This is a genomic window from Microbacterium sp. Au-Mic1 (genome assembly GCF_021341785.1).
Taxonomy (GTDB): domain Bacteria; phylum Actinomycetota; class Actinomycetes; order Actinomycetales; family Microbacteriaceae; genus Microbacterium.
Genome location: NZ_JAJTTF010000001.1, coordinates 112,714 through 130,623, shown reverse-complemented (window position 1 = coordinate 130,623; position 17,910 = coordinate 112,714). Strand labels below are relative to the sequence as shown.

The following is a 17,910-nucleotide window of genomic DNA, read 5'->3' as shown; positions in this document are numbered from 1 at the left end:
GCGCCCGCCGGCAGCCCGCGTTCAGCCCGCCCAGCGCAGCAGCCGCTCGAGCCCCCAGGTCGTCACGATCCGCTCCGTCGGAATCCCGGCGCGCTCGGCCCGCTCGGCCCCGTGGTCCAGCAGCGAAAGCTGTCCCGGCGCGTGCGCGTCGGAGTCGATCGAGAACAGGCAGCCGATGTCCAGAGCGAGCGCGAGCAGATCGTCCGGCGGATCATGGCGCTCCGGTCGGGAGTTGATCTCGACCGCGACGCCGTTCTCGGCGCACGCCTCGAACACGGCACGGGCGTCGAACCTCGACGGCGGCCGGGTGCCTCGCTCCCCCTGCACGAGCTGCCCCGTGACATGTCCGAGCACGCTCACGCGCGGGTTCGAGACCGCGGCGACCATGCGCCGCGTCATCGGCCCCGGATCCATGGCCAGCTTGGAATGCACGGACGCGACCACGATGTCGAGTTCCCCGAGCAGTCCGTCCTCCTGATCCAGACCCCCGTCATCGAGGATGTCGACCTCAATCCCGGTGAGCATCGTGAGCCCGTCGCCGCTGAGCGCGCGCACCTGGGGCAGCTGCGTGCGCAGCCGCTCGGAGCTGAGCCCGCGCGCGACGCGCAACCGCGGTGAGTGGTCGGTGATCGCGAGGTACTCGTGTCCCAGGGCGCGCGCGGCATCGGCCATCGCGGCGATCGGCGTCGTGCCGTCCGACCACTCCGTGTGCGCATGCAGATCGCCGCGCAGCCGGGACCGCAGCTCCGACACGATCTCCGGCTCGACCTCGCCGCGCAGCTCGACGAGATAGGACGGCGTCCGCCCGTCGAGCGCCTGTCGGATGACCTCGAACGTCGAGGATCCGATTCCCTTCGCCTGCTGGATCCGGTTCAGATCCGACCTGGCATCCTCGGGGAGTTCGGCATACGTGGCCGCGGCGGCGCGGAACGCCTTGGCCCGGTAGCGCGAGGCCCGCTCGCGCTCGAGCAGCCTGGCGATCTCGAGCAGCGCCTCCTGCGGATCCATGTCGGCCCTCCCCGGCCCGTCAGCTCGCGGCGAGCTCCTGGGACGCCGCGACCCATGCGTCCAGCTTCGCGATCGCGCGCCCGTCGTCGACGGCGGCCTCCGCTCGCACGAGTGCCGCACGCAGACGGTCCACGATCGCGACCTGCGCCTGTGCGGGGTCGTGGGACAGCTCGTAGGCGACGATGCCCGCCGCCGCGTTCAGCAGCACGATGTCGCGCACCGCACCGCGCTCGCCCTCCAGCGTGCGGCGCAGCACGCCGGCATTGTGCTCCGGGGATCCGCCGATCAGGTCGGTCAGCTCCGCGAGCGGGATCCCCAGGTCGCGCGGATCGAGGTCGTGCTCGTGGATGTCACCGCGGGTGACCTCCCAGATGCGGCTGTGCCCGGTGGTCGTGAGCTCATCCAGCCCGTCATCGCCGCGGAACACGAGCGCCGTGGCACCGCGGGTACGGAACACGCCCGTGATCAGCGGCACCCGATCGAGCTGTGCGACGCCCACCGCGTTCGCCTCCGCACGCGCCGGATTGCAGAGCGGGCCCAGCATGTTGAACACGGTCGGCACGCCGAGCTCCGCTCGCACGCCGCCCGCGTTCTTGAACCCGGGATGGAAGGCCCCCGCCCAGGCGAAGGTGATGCCGGTGCGGTCGAGGATCTCGGCGACCGCCTGGGGGTCGAGCGTGAGCTGGAGTCCCAGCGCGCCGAGGACGTCGGAGGACCCGGATGCCGAGCTCGCCGCGCGGTTCCCGTGCTTGACGACGGGGATGCCGGTCGCCCCGATGATGATGGCGGCCGTCGTGGACACGTTCACGGTCCCGATCCGGTCTCCCCCGGTGCCCACGATGTCCAGCACGTCCGAGGACACCGGGAGCGGCACGGCCGCCTCCAGGATGGCGTCGCGGAAGCCGACCACCTCATCGATGGTCTCCCCCTTCGCACGCAGCCCGACGAGGAAACCGGCCAGCTGCGCCTGGGTCGCCTGCCCGCGCATCACCTGACGCATCGCCCAGGTCGACTCGTAGACGCTCAGATCGCGTCCGGCGAGGAGCGTGGAGAGGACATCGGGCCAGGTCAGAGCATCCGCCATGCCAGCGATCCTAGCGATGTGATGCAGTCGTGATCCCCGCTCCGGCACTCCGCGACCCGCCCGCAAGCCCGCGTCTCTCAGGGGATTCGCGGCTGCTTCCGAGGTCACACCGAAGCCCGGACGAGCTGAACCGCCGTCGCCGGTGCGACAATCGGCGTCTCGGATCGGCCATAATGGACAGGTGACGACCTCAGCGACGTATGCCCCGGTGGCGAGAACGATCAAGCGCCCCAACCCGGTGGCTGTGGGAACCATTGTCTGGCTCGGCAGTGAGGTGATGTTCTTCGCGGGACTCTTCGCGATCTACTTCACCCTGCGCAGCACCTCTCCGGAGCTGTGGGCCGCGCGAACCGAGCAGCTGAACGTGCCGTTCGCCGCGATCAACACCCTGGTGCTGGTGGCGTCCTCGTTCACCTGCCAGATGGGTGTGTTCGCCGCCGAGCGCATGCAGCCCTACACGTCGGTGAACGACAAGGGTCGCAAGCGCTGGGGCATGGTGCCGTGGTTCTGGCTGACCTTCGCCATGGGCGCCTTCTTCGTGTCTGGTCAGGTCTGGGAGTACTCGACGCTGGTGGCCGAGGGGATGCCGATCTCGGCCGACTCCTACGCCTCGGCGTTCTACATCACCACCGGCTTCCACGCCCTGCACGTCACCGGCGGTCTGGTCGCGTTCCTGCTGACCCTCGGCCGCGCCTTCGCCGTCAAGAACTTCACGCACAAGGAGGCGACGACCGCGATCGTGGTGTCCTATTACTGGCACTTCGTCGACGTCGTCTGGATCGTGCTGTTCTTCGTCATCTATTTCCTCAAGTAAGAAGCGGAGCGGATTCCCGACATGGCACGTGAGAAGAAGCGCCGTACCGGCCGTCGCAGCCCCCTGGCTGCCGCGGCACTGATCGGCGCAGGCCTGATGATCACCGGCGGCGTCTACGCCGGTGCGAGTGCGGCGTTCGCCGCGACCGAGCCGGCGTCCGTCACCGCCGCGGTCTCGACCGAGGACGGGCAGAAGCTGTTCCAGGCGAACTGCGCCACCTGTCACGGCATGAACCTGCAGGGCACCGCCACCGGGCCCAGCCTGTACGGCGTCGGCGAGCTCGCGGTCGAGTTCCAGATGTCCACCGGGCGCATGCCGCTGCAGATGCAGGGCCCGCAGGCTCCGCAGAAGCACCCGCAGTTCTCCGAGGAGCAGATCAAGAACGTCGCCGCGTGGGTGCAGTCCGTGGCTCCCGGCCCGACCTACCCCGAGGAGAAGATCCTCGATGGCAAGGGCGACGTGGCGCACGGCGCCGAGCTGTTCCGCATCAACTGCGCGATGTGCCACAACGTCGCCGGCGCCGGCGGCGCCCTGACCGAGGGCAAGTACGCACCGGGCCTGATGAAGACCAGCGCGCTGCACATGTACGCGGCCATGGTCACCGGACCTCAGAACATGCCGGTCTTCGGCAACATGAACCTTTCGGCCGAAGACAAGCGCGACATCATCTCGGCGCTGCTCTTCCAGCAGAACGCGCCGCAGGTCGGCGGCATGGACCTCGGATCCCTCGGACCCGTCTCGGAAGGTCTGTTCATCTGGATCTTCGGCATCGGCGCATTGGTCGCCATCACCGTGTGGATCACGGCGAAGTCCAACTGACGCCGGCATATCGCAGAACGTACGAGGAGAACCATGGCACACGACGACCCGCACGCTCTTGACCGGACCTATCAGGCACCGGCCGGGCTGAGCGTCGACGTCAGCGACCCCGCGCACAACCCGGGGCTGCCCGCGCACCGCGAGCGCATCACCGACCAGGATCCGAAGGCGATGAACGCCGCGGTCCGCACGGTCTACACGCTCTTCTACCTCTCCCTCGCGGGCAGCATCTGGGCGGTCGCCGCCTACATGCTGTTCCCGATCGAGAGCGGCTCGCTCATCGATGTGCGCTACAACAACCTGTTCATCGGCCTCGGAATCGCGCTCGCCCTGCTCGCGCTGGGTATCGGCGCGATCCACTGGTCGAAGGCGATCATGGCGGACCACGAGCACATCGAGTACCGCCACCCCACTCGTGGCCGCGACTCCACCCGCGAGGCTGCGATCAAGGCCTTCGCCGACGCGAACGAGGAGTCCGGTTTCGGACGCCGCGTGATGATCCGCAACTCGCTCATCGCCGCGGTGGTCGCCTCGGTCGTCCCCGGTCTCGCGCTCTTCCGCGGCCTGGCGCCGCACAGCACCCCCGAGAACCCGATCGCGGGCGACCCGGTGCAGCTGCTCAAGCACACCATGTGGGAGAAGGGCATGCGTCTCGCGCACGACCCCGACGGCACGCCGATCCGCGCCGCAGACATCGTGCTCGGCTCCGCCGTGCACGTGATCCCCGAGCCGCTCAGCAAGGTCGGCCACGAGGACGGCTACCTCGAGGAGAAGGCCAAGGCGATCGTGCTGCTCGTCCGTCTGCTTCCCGAGCAGCTCCATCCCTCCGAGGCGCGCAAGGACTGGGCGTACAACGGCATCGTCGCGTACTCCAAGGTCTGCACCCACGTCGGCTGCCCCGTCGCGCTGTACGAGCAGCAGACGCACCACCTGCTCTGCCCCTGCCACCAGTCGCAGTTCGACATCACCGAAGAGGCCAAGGTCATCTTCGGTCCGGCGGCGCGCCCGCTGCCGCAGCTGCCGATCACGGTCGATGACGAGGGCTACCTCGTCGCGCAGAGCGATTTCCACGAACCCGTCGGTCCGAGCTTCTGGGAGCGTCATTGAGCACCGCAACTGTTACCGAGCAGAAGTCCTCGGAGAAGCCTTCGGAGGCGCCCCTGGGCGGCCGATTCGTCGGCGGTCTCTCCAACTACATCGATGAGCGGACGAGCCTCTCCGGTTTCGTCAAGGAGCTCGGCCGGAAGATCTTCCCCGATCACTGGTCGTTCATGCTCGGCGAGATCGCTCTGTGGAGCTTCGTCGTGGTGCTGCTGTCCGGCACCTTCCTGACGTTCTTCTTCCAGGCGTCGATGGTGCCCACGCACTACGCCGGGGCCTACGCGCCCATGCGGGGCGTGGAGATGTCCGCCGCACTCGACTCGACACTGCGCATCTCGTTCGATCTGCGCGGCGGCCTGCTGGTCCGTCAGATCCACCACTGGGCGGCGCTGACGTTCGTGGCCGGCATCGGCGTCCACATGCTGCGCGTGTTCTTCACGGGCGCGTTCCGCAAGCCGCGTGAGCTGAACTGGGTGATCGGCTTCGTGCTGTTCGTCCTCGCCATGGCCGAGGGCTTCACCGGATACTCGCTCCCCGACGACCTGCTCTCGGGTAACGGCCTCCGCATCATCGACGGCATGATCAAGGGCCTGCCCCTCATCGGCACCTGGACCTCGTTCATGCTGTTCGGCGGCGAGTTCCCGGGCGACCAGATCGTGGGACGCCTCTACACGCTGCACATCCTGATCCTGCCGCTCCTGGTGATCGGCCTGGTCGTACTGCACCTCATGCTCATGGTGATCAACAAGCACACGCAGTTCGCCGGCCCCGGCCGCACGGACGAGAACGTCGTGGGCTACCCGATGATGCCGATCTACATGTCGAAGATGGGCGGCTTCCTGTTCATCACGTTCGGCGTGATCGTGCTGATCGCCTCGCTGTTCCAGATCAACCCCATCTGGAACTACGGCCCCTACGATCCCTCCCCCGTGTCGGCGGGTACCCAGCCGGACTGGTACATCGGCTTCGCGGACGGCGCACTGCGTCTGGCGCCGTCGAACCTCGATGTCGTTTTCCTCGACCACACATGGTCGTTCGGGATCATCCTCCCGGTGCTGGTTCTGGGCCTGTTCATCGTGCTGGTCGCGGTCTACCCCTTCATCGAGGCGTGGATCACGGGCGACAAGCGCGAGCACCACATCGCGCAGCGTCCTCGCACCTCCGCCACGCGTACTGCGATCGGCGTGGCCGGTGTGATCTTCTACGCGACGCTGTGGGCTGCGGCCTCGTCCGACCTGATCGCGACGCACTTCTCGCTGACGATGGAGGGCGTGATCCACACGCTCCAGGCCCTGCTGTTCATCGGCCCGGTGCTCGGCTACTTCGTCACGAAGCGCATCTGCATCGCCCTGCAGAAGAAGGACCGCGAGATCGTCCTGCACGGCTACGAGTCCGGTCGGATCGTGCGCCTCCCCGGAGGCGAGTTCATCGAGGTCCACAAGCCGGTCGACGTGTACGATCGCTGGAAGCTCATCGACACCGAGGTGTACGAGCCTCTCGTGGTCCGCCCGAACGCCAAGGGCCGCATCCCGTGGACGCAGAACCTGCGTTCCTCGATGTCGCGCTGGTTCTTCGAGGACCGTCTCTCGCCGCTCACTCAGACCGAGGTCGCTGCAGCTGACGCGCACCAGCGTCACGCGCTGCACGACACGGACGAGGCCGCTCACGACGAGATCGTGGCGTCCCACACCCGTGCCGGTGTGAGCGAGGACCAGATCGCACCGGTCGACACCACGCACGTCAGCGAGACGCCGAACACGCCGAGCTCCGCGCTCGCCCCGGAGTCGCTACCGACGAAGGAGGGCGGCGAGTAGGCCGCTCCCCCACCTCGATCGAAGGCCCCGTCACACGACGGGGCCTTCGTCGTTCCCGGACCTCTCCCCGGAGTAGCCTGGCCGCATGACTTCTGCAATGGACCACTTCGCCGCAAAGCTCGCTCACGAGACCGATGCGAGCGACGTGCACGCCGCCCGCAAGGCCGGCGAACAGCTCGCCGTCGTCGACGTCCGCAGCGACGAGGCCTGGGCGCAGGGACGCGTCGTCGATGCGATCCACATGCACTACAGCGAGATCGCCGAGAGGGCGCCGCAGGAGATCCCCCCGGGCACCTCCGTGGTGGTCTACTGCTGGAGCCCCGGGTGCAACGCCGCAGACAAGGGAGCCCTCGAGTTCGCCAAGCTCGGCTACGACGTGAAGCTCATGATCGGCGGCTTCGAGTACTGGGTGCGCGAAGGCTACCCCGTCGCGGACGCCGATGGCGTGCACCGGCGCCCTGTGGATCCCCTCACCGGGGTGGCCCGCGTGCGCTCACGTGCCTGACATCCACGACGCCCGGACCGCAGCGGCGGACGAGTCCGAAGACGCCGCAGCGGCGCACGAGCCCGACGATGAGCTGCGGGAGTCTCTCCGTGCCCGGGAGAGCGCACTGCACTCCCCTGCGGTCCGAGGCGATGCAGCCGCCCTGGACCGGATCCTGCATCAGGACTTCCGGGAGATCGGTCGCAGCGGCAGGCTCTGGACCCGATCGGCCATCATCGGCGCACTCGTCGCGGAAGAGCGCGGCGCGGCACCCGAGGAGACCCGAGACTGGACGATCGAGCGTCTCGGACGGCGGCATGCCCTGCTGACCTACACGATCTCCGGAGCGTCCGGCGCGAGCCGCCATTCGTCCCTGTGGGAGCACGATGGTCTGGAGTGGCGTCTGCGCTTCCACCAGGGGACGTACATCACGCCAACGCCCTGACTCTCCACCGAAGCACACCCGGGCGGCGCTCCCACGGCTTCACGCCACCGCATCCGTAGCGGCTGCATGGACCCCCGGAAAGATGCTGACACACGAAGAAGGCCCTGGAGCGGTGCTCCAGGGCCTTCTCACACGGCAGTCCGCTCAGCGGGCGAAGTGCCCGCGGTAGTACTCGTAGACCCACCCGACGATCGCGACCACGAAGATGGCCAGCGCGACCGGGAAGAGGAACACGCCCACAGCCAGCGCGATCATTCCGACCGCGGCCGCACCGGCGAGCACGATCGGCCACCAGGACCACGGGCTGAACTCTCCGAGCTCCGGGTCGCCGTCATCGATGTCGCTCGTGAGGATGTCCTCGGGCAGCGTGCCGCCCTGGGCCTTGTGCGTGCGGTCGAGGTAGAACGCGATCATGGCGCCCATGAACGCGGCGAAGAACAGGGCGACGGTGCCGACCCACTCGATCGCCTTCACGGGCGGCTCACCGGCGTGCGCGACCAGGTTCCAGACCGTGTAGGTCACGCCCACGAAGGCGAAGAACGCGGTGAGGATCCACCACAGGACGATGTTGTCGCGCATGGGTCAGTGGGCCTTTCCATCAGCGGCCGCAGCAACCGGGTGCTCGGCGGCCTCCGGGTGGTTCAGGTCGAACGCCGGACGCTCGCTGCGGATACGCGGGATCGAGGTGAAGTTGTGCCGAGGCGGCGGGCAGGACGTCGCCCACTCGAGCGAGGCGCCGTATCCCCACGGGTCGTTCACGGTCACCTTCGGAGCCTTGCGCGCGGTCAGCCACACGTTCAGGAAGAACGGCAGCATCGAGGCGCCCAGGATGATGGCGCCGATCGTCGAGACCTGGTTCTCCCACGTCCAGTTGTCGTACGCCGAGTAGTCGGCGTAACGACGCGGCATGCCGTCGACGCCCAGCCAGTGCTGGATGAGGAACGTCATGTGGAAGCCGATGAACAGCATCCAGAAGTGCACGTAGCCGAGGCGCTCGTTGAGCATGCGGCCGGTCCACTTCGGCCACCAGAAGTAGAAGCCGGCGAACATGGCGAACACGACCGTGCCGAACACCACGTAGTGGAAGTGCGCGACGACGAAGTACGAGTCGGAGAGGAAGAAGTCCAGCGGCGGGGACGCCAGGATCACGCCGGTCAGACCACCGAAGACGAACGACACCAGGAAGCCGAGGGCGAACACCATCGGCGTCTCAAAGGTGACGGATCCTCGCCAGAGCGTGCCGATCCAGTTGAAGATCTTCACGCCCGTGGGGACCGCGATGAGCATGGTCATCAGTGCGAAGAACGGCAGCAGCACACCGCCGGTGACGTACATGTGGTGCGCCCACACCGCCACGGACAGCGCGGCGATCGCGATCGTCGCGTAGACGAGGGTCTTGTATCCGAAGATCGGCTTGCGGCTGAACACCGGGAAGATCTCCGAGACGATGCCGAAGAACGGCAGCGCGATGATGTAGACCTCGGGGTGGCCGAAGAACCAGAACAGGTGCTGCCAGAGGAGGACGCCACCATTGGCGGGGTCGTAGATGTGCGCGCCGAGCACGCGGTCGGCCGCGGCGGCCAGCATGGCGGCGGCCAGCACCGGGAACGCCATCAGGACCAGGAGGCTGGTGATCAGCGTGTTCCACGAGAAGATCGGCATGCGCCACATGGTCATGCCCGGCGCGCGCATGGTGATGATCGTGGTGATGAAGTTCACGGCGCCGAGGATCGTGCCGAAACCGGACATGCCGAGTCCCAGCATCCACAGGTTGCCGCCGGCACCAGGGGTGAACGACGCGCTCGCGAGCGGCTGATAGGCGAACCAGCCGAACGAGGCAGCGCCCTGCGGCGTGAGGAAGCCCGCGACCGCGATGGTCGAGCCGAACAGGAAGAGCCAGAACGCGAAGGCGTTCAGACGCGGGAACGCGACGTCGGGGGCGCCGATCTGCAGCGGGAGGATCGCGTTCGCGAAGCCCGCGAACAGCGGGGTCGCGAACATCAGCAGCATGATCGTGCCGTGCATCGTGAACAGCTGGTTGTACTGCTCCTTCGTCGGCACGATCTGCATGCCCGGCGAGAACAGCTCAGCGCGGATGATGAGGGCCATCACGCCACCGAGGAGGAAGAACAGCACCGAAGCGATCAGATACATGTATCCGATCGTCTTGTGGTCCGTGGAGGTGATCCACTTGACGACGATGTTGCCCTTCTGCTCGACGCGGGTCGAGCTGAGCAGAGCCGCCTGACGCGGCGGGATCGTCGTCGGACGCGCGCCGGTCTCTGACGTGTCGGGAAGAGTGCTCGTCATTCTGCTTACTTCGCTTCCGAGTCAGTCGCGGGCTTCCCGGTGCCGGGGAAGTTGGTGAGGCGGTCGTAGGCGTCGGTGATGTCGCCGGTGTTGCCCTCGTCCTTGAGCTTGGTCAGGTACGACTGGTACTCCGCGTCGCTGACGACCTTCACGTTGAAGAGCATCATCGAGTGGTACTCGCCGCAGAGCTCGGCGCACTTGCCCTGGTAGGTGCCCTCACGGGTCGGCGTGAACGACCAGGAGTTGTCCTTGCCGATGTACATGTCCTTCTTGTAGAGGAAGTCGATGATCCAGAACGAGTGGATGACATCGCGCGACTGGAGGGTGATCTTCACCTTCTTGTCGACCGGCAGGTACAGAGTGGGCAGGGCGGCCTGATCGATGTTGCCGGCCTTGTCGGGCTGGGCCTGGACGCCCATGGTCCAGACGGCGTCGGAGTTGTCCTTCTCCGTGCCGTCGTACTGGAAGTCCCACGCCCACTGCTTGCCGATCGCGGTGATCGACACATCGGGCTTGTCGTACTGCGTCTCGATGATCGTCTGATCACGCGCCGTGAAGGCGAACATGCCGAAGATCAGGATCAGCGGAACGAGGGTGTAGAAGATCTCGATCGGCATGTTGTAGCGCAGCTGCACCGGCAGGCCGGTCTGCCCCTTGCGACGCCGGTAGGCGATCGCGGCCCAGCCCATCAGACCCCAGGTGATGAGGCCGACGATGAGCAGGACGATCCAGGAGTTGACCCAGAGCGCGGCGACCCGATCGGTCTGGTTGGTGGCCGGTGTGCCATCGGCGACGAAGCCCGGAAGGAATCCGTGGAGCTCTGTGGGAGAGCATCCCGCGAGGGCCACGGCTGCCGCTACTCCCAAGGGGAGTGCGGCCCAACGAAGGCGGCGTTTCGAGGGCACGATGCACCTTTCAGATCACGGACGTGGGCTACCCCAGTCTAGGGCAACCTCACACCCGATTCACGCCATCCACGCAGGTTCGGCGTGGTTGGCGCAGGGGTGGAAGAAGGGATTCCGCGGGTCAGTGGAAGCTGTCGCCGCAGGCGCAGGAGCCCTGCGCGTTGGGGTTGTCGATCGTGAACCCCTGCTCCGAGATGGTGTCCTTGAAGTCGATCGCAGCGCCGTCGAGATACGGCACGCTCATGTTGTCGACGATCACCTCGACGCCGTCGAAATCGACGGTCTCGTCGCCTTCGAGGTAGCGCTCGTCGAAGTAGAGCTGATAGATCAGGCCGGAGCATCCGCCGGGCTGCACGGCGACGCGCAGGCGGAGGTCGTCGCGACCCTCCTGCTCCAACAGACTCTTCACCTTCGCCGCGGCGGCGTCGGTGAGCTTCACGCCGTGGGCGGTGGTCTCGGGGGTGAGGGTGATGTCGCTCATGTCGCTCCTTGGATCGGCCGTGCACCGGCACGGTTCCCGTGCTTCGAGTCTACCGCCGCGCACGAGGGCGGCATCGATCGCGACCGGCCGTGACCGCGATCGATGCGCCCGGACTCGTCAGAGGGTGATCTCGTTCATCCGGGTGAGCAGCAGCGCCTCGGTGGCCACGGCGTGGCGGAAGGTGTCCAGATGCAGCGACTCGTTGGGACTGTGGGCGCGCGAGTGAGGGTCCTCCACGCCCGTGACGAGGATCTCCGCGCCGGGGAAGCGCTCCACGAGGTCCGCGATGAACGGGATGGATCCGCCGATGCCGAGGTCGACGGGTGCGGTGCCGTAGCCGTCCTCCATGGCGCCGCGCACCAGCCCCACGGCCCAGCCGCTCGTGTCGACCAGGAACGGGTTGCCGAGATCGGCGTCGGAGAAGGAGAGCTCCGCACCGAAGGGCGCATGGGCGCGCAGGTGTGTCTGCAGCGCGGCGTAGGCGTCGTCCGCACTCTGCCCCGGCGCGATGCGGCAGCTCAGCACGACGGTGGTCTCCGGTGCGAGCGTGTTGGACGCGGCGGCCACGGAGGTGGCGTCCACCCCGATCACGGTGACCGAGGGCTTGTTCCAGATGCGGCTGAGGATCGTGCCGTCGCCGATGGGCGTGACGCCCGGCAGCAGCCCGGTCTCGTCGCGCAGCGTCTCCTCGCTGTACTCGGGCGTTGCGGCGTCGCGCACCGTGAGGCCCTCGACCGCGACGGATCCGTTCTCGTCCCAGAGCGTGTTCAGCAGCCGGATGGTCGCGAGCATGGCATCGGGCACCGCTCCCCCGAACATGCCGGAGTGCGAGGCGTGGTCGAGCGTGCGCACAGTCAGGGTGAATCGCACGGCGCCGCGCAGTGAGACCGTCAGACCCGGCGTGGCGGAGTCCCAGTTGCCCGAATCGGCCACGACGATCGCGTCGGCGCGCAGGGCGTCCTCGTTGTCGCTGAGGAACTGCGCGAACGAACGGGATCCGTACTCCTCTTCGCCCTCGATGAACATCGCGATCCCGAGGTCCAGGTCGTCGCCGAGCGTCTCCGCGACCGCGCGGATGGACGCGATGTGCGCCATGATCCCGGCCTTGTCGTCGGCGGCGCCGCGACCGTACAGACGTCCGTCACGGACGGTGGGCTCGAACGGCGGGGTCTCCCACAGCTCGTCGTCGCCGGGGGGCTGCACGTCGTGGTGCGCGTAGAGCAGGATCGTGGGCTTGCCGTTGCGCGCGGCGCGGCGCGCCAGGATCGCAGGCTGCCCGACCTCGTCGGTGCCGGGGATCGCGGCCCGCAGCACGCGCACGCTGTCGAACACGCCGGTGGCTTCGACGAGCTCGGAGATCGCCGCGGCGCTGCGCACGAGCTGGGTCTGATCGAACGCGGGCCAGGCGACCCCGGGAATGCGCACGAGGGTGCCGAGATCGCTGAGCGCGGCGGGGATCCCGGTGCTCACGGCTGCGGTGACGGCGGCTTCGATGTCACCGGGTGCGGTGACCGAGGAGGAGGGAGAAGTCATGCAGGTAATCTTAGAGAACACCCTTTTCCCGCTCTCTCGACATCAGGAGCCTTCGTGCCCAGCACTCCCACCCCCGCACCAGAGGACTCCTCCTCCGCCGACGCGAGCGGCAAGGGGCGCCGTACGCCGACGCGGGCCGAGCAGGAGGCCGCCCGACGCCGCCCTCTCGTGCCGGACACCAAGGAGGCCAAGGCGCAGGCCCGCGCCGACCTGCGCGTCCGTCAGGAGCGCCAGCGCGTCGGCATGGCCAACGGCGAGGAGAAGTACCTCCCCGTCCGCGACCGCGGCCCGCAGCGGCGCTGGGTGCGGGACTACGTCGACGCCGGCTGGCACGTCAGCGAGTGGATCATGGCCCTCATGGTCGTCGTGATCGTCGTGTCTCTGATCCCGAACACCCTGGTCGCCTACTGGGCGTTCATCGGCCTGTGGGGCTTCATCGCGATCGCGATCATCGACATGGTCTTCCTCGGCATCCGCGTGAACCGTCGGATCGCCGACAAGTTCGGCAAGGACAAGCGCGAGCGCGGCCTGGCCTGGTATGCCGCCATGCGGTCGCTGCAGATGCGCTTCATGCGTCTGCCGAAGCCCCAGGTGAAGCGCGGGCAGTACCCGGATTGATCCGGACCCCCTCGACATGAGAGAAGGATCCCGTGCGCGACGCGCCGGGATCCTTCTTCGTGTACGGCGTGGCCCGCACCGCTCGCCGAACGGGATCAGCGACGGGAAAGTCCCGCGCGGATCTGGCGCGCCCAGAGCGGCCCCCGGTACAGGAACGCCGTGTAGCCCTGCACGAGGGTCGCGCCGGCGTCGAGTCGCTCCCGCACCTCGGCTCCCGTCTCGATGCCGCCCACCGAGATCACGCAGAAGTCGGCGGGCACGGCGTCGCGCACGAGGCGGAGGACGGCGAGCGAACGCGCCTTGAGCGGCGCGCCGGAGAGACCGCCCTCCCCCGCCGCGACGACCTTCGCCGGATCCGTGGTAAGGCCTTCGCGCGAGATCGTGGTGTTGGTGGCGATGAGCCCGTCCAGCCCTTCGGCGACGGCCAGCTCCGCGATCGCGGTGACCTCGTCGTCGGGAAGATCGGGGGCGATCTTCACCAGAAGCGGGGTCGCACCCGCCGCGACCTTCACCGCGCGCAGCAGCGGCGCGAGGGTCTCCACGGCCTGCAGCCCGCGCAGACCCGGCGTGTTCGGAGACGAGACATTGATCGCGAGATAGTCGGCGAGCGGCGCGAGGCGCACGGCCGATGCGACGTAGTCCGCGGTGGCGTCCTCGACGGCGACCACGCGGCTCTTGCCGATGTTGACGCCGATGACGGCGGAGGGCCGGCGCCGCCGCAGCTTCCAGAGCCGCTTCTCCGCAGCCTCCGCACCGGCGTTGTTGAAGCCCATGCGGTTCACCACGGCGCGGTCGGGAATGAGGCGGAACAGGCGGGGCTTGGGATTGCCCGGCTGCGGAATGGCCGTGACCGTCCCGACCTCCACATGCCCGAAGCCGAGCGCGGACAGCCCGCGCACGCCGACGGCGTTCTTGTCGAATCCGGCGGCGATGCCGAACGGGGTGGGGAACGTGAGCCCGAGCGCGTGCACCTCGTCGCCCGCGGCGGGGCGGGTCAGCGCACGCGCCACCCAGGAGAATGGCGGCACGCCGAGGATCCGCACCACGACCATGCCGGCATGGTGGGCGAATTCGGGATCGAAGCGCGCGAGGACGAGGCGGAAGAGCAGAGGATACATCCCTGCCAGGCTACCGGGGTCCGGACCCTGATCCCGACCTGTCGCTCAGAGCGCGGTGTGCGCGGCCGTCCTGTGATGGTCGGCACGCAGTTCGGCGATCGACGCCTCGAAGTCCTCGAGGGAGTCGAACGCCTGGTAGACGCTCGCGAAACGGAGGTAGGCGACTTCGTCCAGATCCCGCAGCGGGCCGAGGATGGCCAGGCCGATCTCGTTGGTGTCCAGTTGAGACACGCCGGTCTGACGCACGGCCTCCTCGACGCGCTGCGCGAGGATCGCCAGATCCGCCTCGGTGACGGGGCGGCCCTGGCAGGCCTTGCGGACGCCGGAGATCACCTTCTCGCGGCTGAACGGCTCCATCACGCCGGAGCGCTTGATGACGTTGAGGCTCGCGGTCTCGGTCGTCGAGAAGCGTCCGCCGCACTCCGGGCACTGACGGCGACGACGGATCGACAGACCGTCATCGCTCGTGCGCGAGTCGATGACGCGGGAGTCCGGGTGACGGCAGAACGGGCAGTGCATTCGAGAAAGCCTACGCCCCGGCCACCGCGGCGGGCGCGGCCGCGGCTGTGAACCGGGCCTCGACGGCCTCGCCGTGGGCCGGGAGGATCTCGGCGTCGGCGAGCGCCACGACGCCCTTGCGAGCACGCGCCAGCGCATCACGGTCGTACGAGATCACCTGTTGCGGGCGAAGGAACGTGTAGGCGCCGAGGCCGGACGCGTAGCGCGCCTGTCCCCCGGTCGGGAGCACGTGATTGCTGCCCGCCATGTAGTCGCCCAGGCTCACCGGCGTCTGGTCTCCGACGAACACGGCGCCGGCGCTCGTGAAGGCGGCGGCCGCCTCCTCGGCGTCGACGAGGTGCAGTTCGAGGTGCTCGGGGGCGTAGGCGTTGCTGAACGCCACGGCGGCAGCACGATCGTCGACCAGGACGATCGCCGACTGGGGGCCGTCGAGCGCCGTCTGCACGCGCACGCTGTGCCGGGTGACGGCAGCGGCCGTCGCGACCTCGGCCGCGACGCGGTCCGCGAGCTCCGCCGAGTCCGTGACGAGAACGGCGGAGGCCTGCTCATCGTGCTCGGCCTGGCTGATCAGGTCGACAGCGATGAGACGAGGGTCGGCCTTGGCGTCGGCGACGACGAGGATCTCGGTCGCACCCGCCTCGGAGTCCGTCCCGACGACACCGGCGACGGCGCGCTTGGCGGAGGCGACATAGTTGTTGCCCGGGCCGGAGATCACGTCGACCGGGTCGAGTCCGATCGCCGCGACGCCGTGTGCGAGCGCGCCGATCGCGCCGGCGCCGCCGATCGCATAGACCTCGTCCACGTCGAGCAGAGCCGCCGCGGCCAGGATGGTCGGGTGGATGCGGCCGTCCTCGTCCGCCTGCGGCGGGGAGGCCAGCGCGATGCTGTCGACGCCGGCGACCTGGGCAGGGACCACGTTCATCACGACGCTCGAGGCGAGCGGCGCCTTGCCGCCGGGGATGTAGACGCCGACCCGGCCGACCGGCTGCCAGCGCTGGACGATGCGCGCGCCCGGACCGATCTCGGTGACCTGCGACGCGGGCACCTGCGCGGCAGAACCCTGGCGCACGCGATCGATCGCGGCCTCCAGCGCCTCGCGCACCTGCGGGTCGACTCCGGCGAGCGCCTCGTCGAGGTGCTCTCGAGGGACTCGGATCGCGTGCCCGCTGACCCGGTCGAAGCGCTCGGCCTGCTCGCGCAGCGCCTCTTCGCCACGGACGCGCACGTCCTCCACGATCGCGGTGGCGGTCGCCAGAGCCTCGGCGCGGGCAGCCGTGGCGCGCGGCACGGCGGCCAGCATCTCGGCGGTGGAGAGGGTGCGACCCCTCAGGTCGATCGTCTGCATGCGTCCTCAGCCTCGGGTCATGTTCTCGGTGTCGTGCAGGTAGCCCACGCGACCGTCGTCGTGGCGCACCACGAAGGCGCCGCCGCGATCCTCGAGAACAAGGATCCACGCATCGGGCCCGATCTTGAAAATCGTGTCTCCGCGTGCGTCATGAACGACCCGCGTGTCGGGCGCGAGCGCCCAGAACGGCTGGGGCTGCTCACCCTGCCCCGCCGACCCCGAAGCGACCTCGCGGCCGTCGTTCTGCGGCACGACGTCGACCGCGTGCGTGGCCACCTCGTCCGCCGAAGGTTCGAGCAGCTCGCCGAGCACCTCGGTCATGGTGTCGGACAGGTCGTGCGGCGCGGTCGCCGCGTCCGGCTCCTGCTCGGATCCGCGAGCGGCGTCCGTTTCGGGCCCCGACTCCGTCGCTTCCTCGACATCGGCGACGGCGCGCCGGGCGTCCGCCCGGGTGGCGGGCTCGCCCTGCTCCTGCGGGTCCTCAGCGGAGGCCGGCGTCATGGAGGCCTGGCGATCCACGGGAGCCGAGTCCAGAATCGCCTCGGTCGGTGCATCGTCGGCCGGCACGACATCGGACGGGGCGTCGGCGGCCGGCATCGCCGTCTCCACCGCGACCGATGTCTCCCCGTGCGCAGACGCCGCAACGTCGTTCTCCTCCGACACGAGGAAGGACTCACGATGGTGCTCCGGCACGTAGCCCGCCTCTCCCTGGACCACCGCGCCGGTGACCCCGGTGGCGGAGAGATGCCCTGCGGCTCCGACCTCGTTCTCGTGCAGCAGACCCGGATCCACGTCGTCCTCGTTCTGCGGGTCGGAGATGCTTCCCCTCGCCCGCACCGGCCGCGGTCGGGTGAACACCGGACGCACCGGGTTCGCGTTGCGGTGCGCGAGGGTCTCGATGCGGTCCTCGAAGTCCTCGCGGATCCCGGGGATGAGCGTTGCGAACACGGTGACGCCGACGAGCACCAGCATCAGCAGGATCTCCAGCCACAGCGGCCACGTGACCAGCGCAGACCGCCGGGTCGCGGCGACGAGATCCAGCTGCTGCCACAGCATCACGGCCCAGCTGACCAGGGCGACGGAGAAGGCCACCGAGGCGAACTGATCGATGCCGAGGGAGCCGACCCGGCGGATCCCCTCGGGCGAGAGGCGTCGCAGCACGACGAGGAACACCGCCGCGGTGGGCACGCCGATCGCCAGTGCCCAGGCGCCGTTCATCGTCCAGACGGTCGCCGAGGCGTCGAGGACGCTGCCGGCACCAGGCACGAAGGACAGCGCGAACGCGATCACCCATGCGGCGATCACGATCAGCTCGCGCAGCGTGAAACCGAACCAGCCCTGCTGCGGAGCCGCAGTGGGCAGGGCCGCGTCGTCGACTTCCGTGTCGGACGGAGCGAGAGTGCTCGATGTCGGATCCTGTTCGTCCTGCGCCATCTCAGCGAAGGGGACGTCGCCGGTCATCAGTACTTCCTTTCGTCGTGCGGCCGCTGGGGACTTCGGCCGTCGAACGGG

General features: G+C 68.6%; 18 protein-coding genes. 7 read left to right on the top strand and 11 right to left on the bottom strand.

Annotated elements, in window-relative coordinates:
* Positions 1–21 precede the first annotated feature (21 nt).
* Both LXM50_RS00650 and trpD read right to left on the bottom strand, forming a co-directional pair.
* The gene (locus tag LXM50_RS00650) at positions 22–1,008 is read right to left on the bottom strand and encodes a PHP domain-containing protein (RefSeq protein ID WP_233309182.1); all 987 of its coding nucleotides are present in this window, start codon (positions 1,006–1,008) and stop codon (positions 22–24) included.
* 19 nt (positions 1,009–1,027) lie between these two features.
* Positions 1,028–2,092 carry an anthranilate phosphoribosyltransferase gene (gene trpD / locus LXM50_RS00645; RefSeq protein WP_233309181.1) on the bottom strand — a complete coding sequence of 355 codons (1,065 nt, stop codon included), beginning with the start codon at positions 2,090–2,092 and terminating at the stop codon, positions 1,028–1,030.
* A gap of 181 nt (positions 2,093–2,273) precedes the next feature.
* Between trpD and LXM50_RS00640 the strand changes: the two genes are divergently transcribed.
* The 6 genes from LXM50_RS00640 to LXM50_RS00615 all read left to right on the top strand — a co-directional run bounded on the left by LXM50_RS00640 (position 2,274) and on the right by LXM50_RS00615 (position 7,569).
* A complete protein-coding gene (locus LXM50_RS00640) occupies positions 2,274–2,906 on the top strand; it encodes a heme-copper oxidase subunit III (RefSeq protein ID WP_308192497.1) in 633 nt (210 codons plus the stop codon).
* A 21-nt stretch (positions 2,907–2,927) separates the two neighbouring features.
* The gene (locus LXM50_RS00635; protein ID WP_233309180.1) at positions 2,928–3,725 is read left to right on the top strand and encodes a c-type cytochrome; all 798 of its coding nucleotides are present in this window, start codon (positions 2,928–2,930) and stop codon (positions 3,723–3,725) included.
* 33 nt (positions 3,726–3,758) lie between these two features.
* Entirely contained in the window at positions 3,759–4,832 is a 1,074-nt protein-coding gene (locus LXM50_RS00630) for a ubiquinol-cytochrome c reductase iron-sulfur subunit (RefSeq protein WP_233309179.1), read from the top strand.
* Complete coding sequence (locus LXM50_RS00625; protein WP_233309178.1) at positions 4,829–6,640, top strand: cytochrome bc complex cytochrome b subunit; 1,812 nt, start codon at positions 4,829–4,831, stop codon at positions 6,638–6,640. The genes LXM50_RS00630 and LXM50_RS00625 overlap by 4 nt, the downstream gene beginning before the upstream one ends.
* Before the next feature lie 85 nt (positions 6,641–6,725).
* Positions 6,726–7,145 (top strand): rhodanese-like domain-containing protein, encoded by a 420-nt coding sequence (locus LXM50_RS00620; protein ID WP_233309177.1) that lies wholly within the window; start codon positions 6,726–6,728, stop codon positions 7,143–7,145.
* Positions 7,138–7,569, top strand: a complete 432-nt coding sequence (locus LXM50_RS00615) for a DUF4440 domain-containing protein (RefSeq protein ID WP_233309176.1) — start codon at positions 7,138–7,140, stop codon at positions 7,567–7,569. The genes LXM50_RS00620 and LXM50_RS00615 overlap by 8 nt, the downstream gene beginning before the upstream one ends.
* A gap of 144 nt (positions 7,570–7,713) precedes the next feature.
* Here the strand turns inward: LXM50_RS00615 and LXM50_RS00610 are convergent, their stop codons facing one another.
* From LXM50_RS00610 to LXM50_RS00590, 5 genes are all read right to left on the bottom strand, one after another.
* Complete coding sequence (locus LXM50_RS00610) at positions 7,714–8,148, bottom strand: cytochrome c oxidase subunit 4 (RefSeq protein ID WP_233309175.1); 435 nt, start codon at positions 8,146–8,148, stop codon at positions 7,714–7,716.
* Positions 8,149–8,151: 3 nt separating this feature from the next.
* Positions 8,152–9,879, bottom strand: coding sequence for a cytochrome c oxidase subunit I (gene ctaD, locus LXM50_RS00605; RefSeq protein ID WP_233309174.1), 1,728 nt, complete (start codon positions 9,877–9,879; stop codon positions 8,152–8,154).
* A gap of 5 nt (positions 9,880–9,884) precedes the next feature.
* Positions 9,885–10,784 carry a cytochrome c oxidase subunit II gene (gene coxB, locus LXM50_RS00600; protein WP_233309173.1) on the bottom strand — a complete coding sequence of 300 codons (900 nt, stop codon included), beginning with the start codon at positions 10,782–10,784 and terminating at the stop codon, positions 9,885–9,887.
* Positions 10,785–10,905: 121 nt separating this feature from the next.
* Positions 10,906–11,265, bottom strand: a complete 360-nt coding sequence (gene erpA, locus LXM50_RS00595; RefSeq protein ID WP_233309172.1) for an iron-sulfur cluster insertion protein ErpA — start codon at positions 11,263–11,265, stop codon at positions 10,906–10,908.
* 117 nt (positions 11,266–11,382) lie between these two features.
* Entirely contained in the window at positions 11,383–12,798 is a 1,416-nt protein-coding gene (locus LXM50_RS00590) for a dipeptidase (protein ID WP_233309171.1), read from the bottom strand.
* A gap of 54 nt (positions 12,799–12,852) precedes the next feature.
* Here LXM50_RS00590 and LXM50_RS00585 point away from each other — a divergent pair, with 54 nt between their 5' ends.
* On the top strand, positions 12,853–13,416 hold the full coding sequence (locus LXM50_RS00585; RefSeq protein ID WP_233309170.1) for a DUF3043 domain-containing protein: 564 nt from the start codon (positions 12,853–12,855) through the stop codon (positions 13,414–13,416).
* Positions 13,417–13,511: 95 nt separating this feature from the next.
* Here the strand turns inward: LXM50_RS00585 and LXM50_RS00580 are convergent, their stop codons facing one another.
* From LXM50_RS00580 to LXM50_RS00565, 4 genes are read right to left on the bottom strand one after another with little or no spacing between them, the layout of a single operon-like run.
* Positions 13,512–14,534 carry a quinone-dependent dihydroorotate dehydrogenase gene (locus LXM50_RS00580; RefSeq protein ID WP_233309169.1) on the bottom strand — a complete coding sequence of 341 codons (1,023 nt, stop codon included), beginning with the start codon at positions 14,532–14,534 and terminating at the stop codon, positions 13,512–13,514.
* Positions 14,535–14,579: 45 nt separating this feature from the next.
* On the bottom strand, positions 14,580–15,053 hold the full coding sequence (gene nrdR, locus LXM50_RS00575) for a transcriptional regulator NrdR (protein ID WP_233309168.1): 474 nt from the start codon (positions 15,051–15,053) through the stop codon (positions 14,580–14,582).
* Positions 15,054–15,063: 10 nt separating this feature from the next.
* On the bottom strand, positions 15,064–16,398 hold the full coding sequence (hisD, locus tag LXM50_RS00570) for a histidinol dehydrogenase (RefSeq protein WP_233309167.1): 1,335 nt from the start codon (positions 16,396–16,398) through the stop codon (positions 15,064–15,066).
* 6 nt (positions 16,399–16,404) lie between these two features.
* Entirely contained in the window at positions 16,405–17,859 is a 1,455-nt protein-coding gene (locus LXM50_RS00565) for a hypothetical protein (RefSeq protein ID WP_233309166.1), read from the bottom strand.
* Positions 17,860–17,910: the final 51 nt, after the last annotated feature.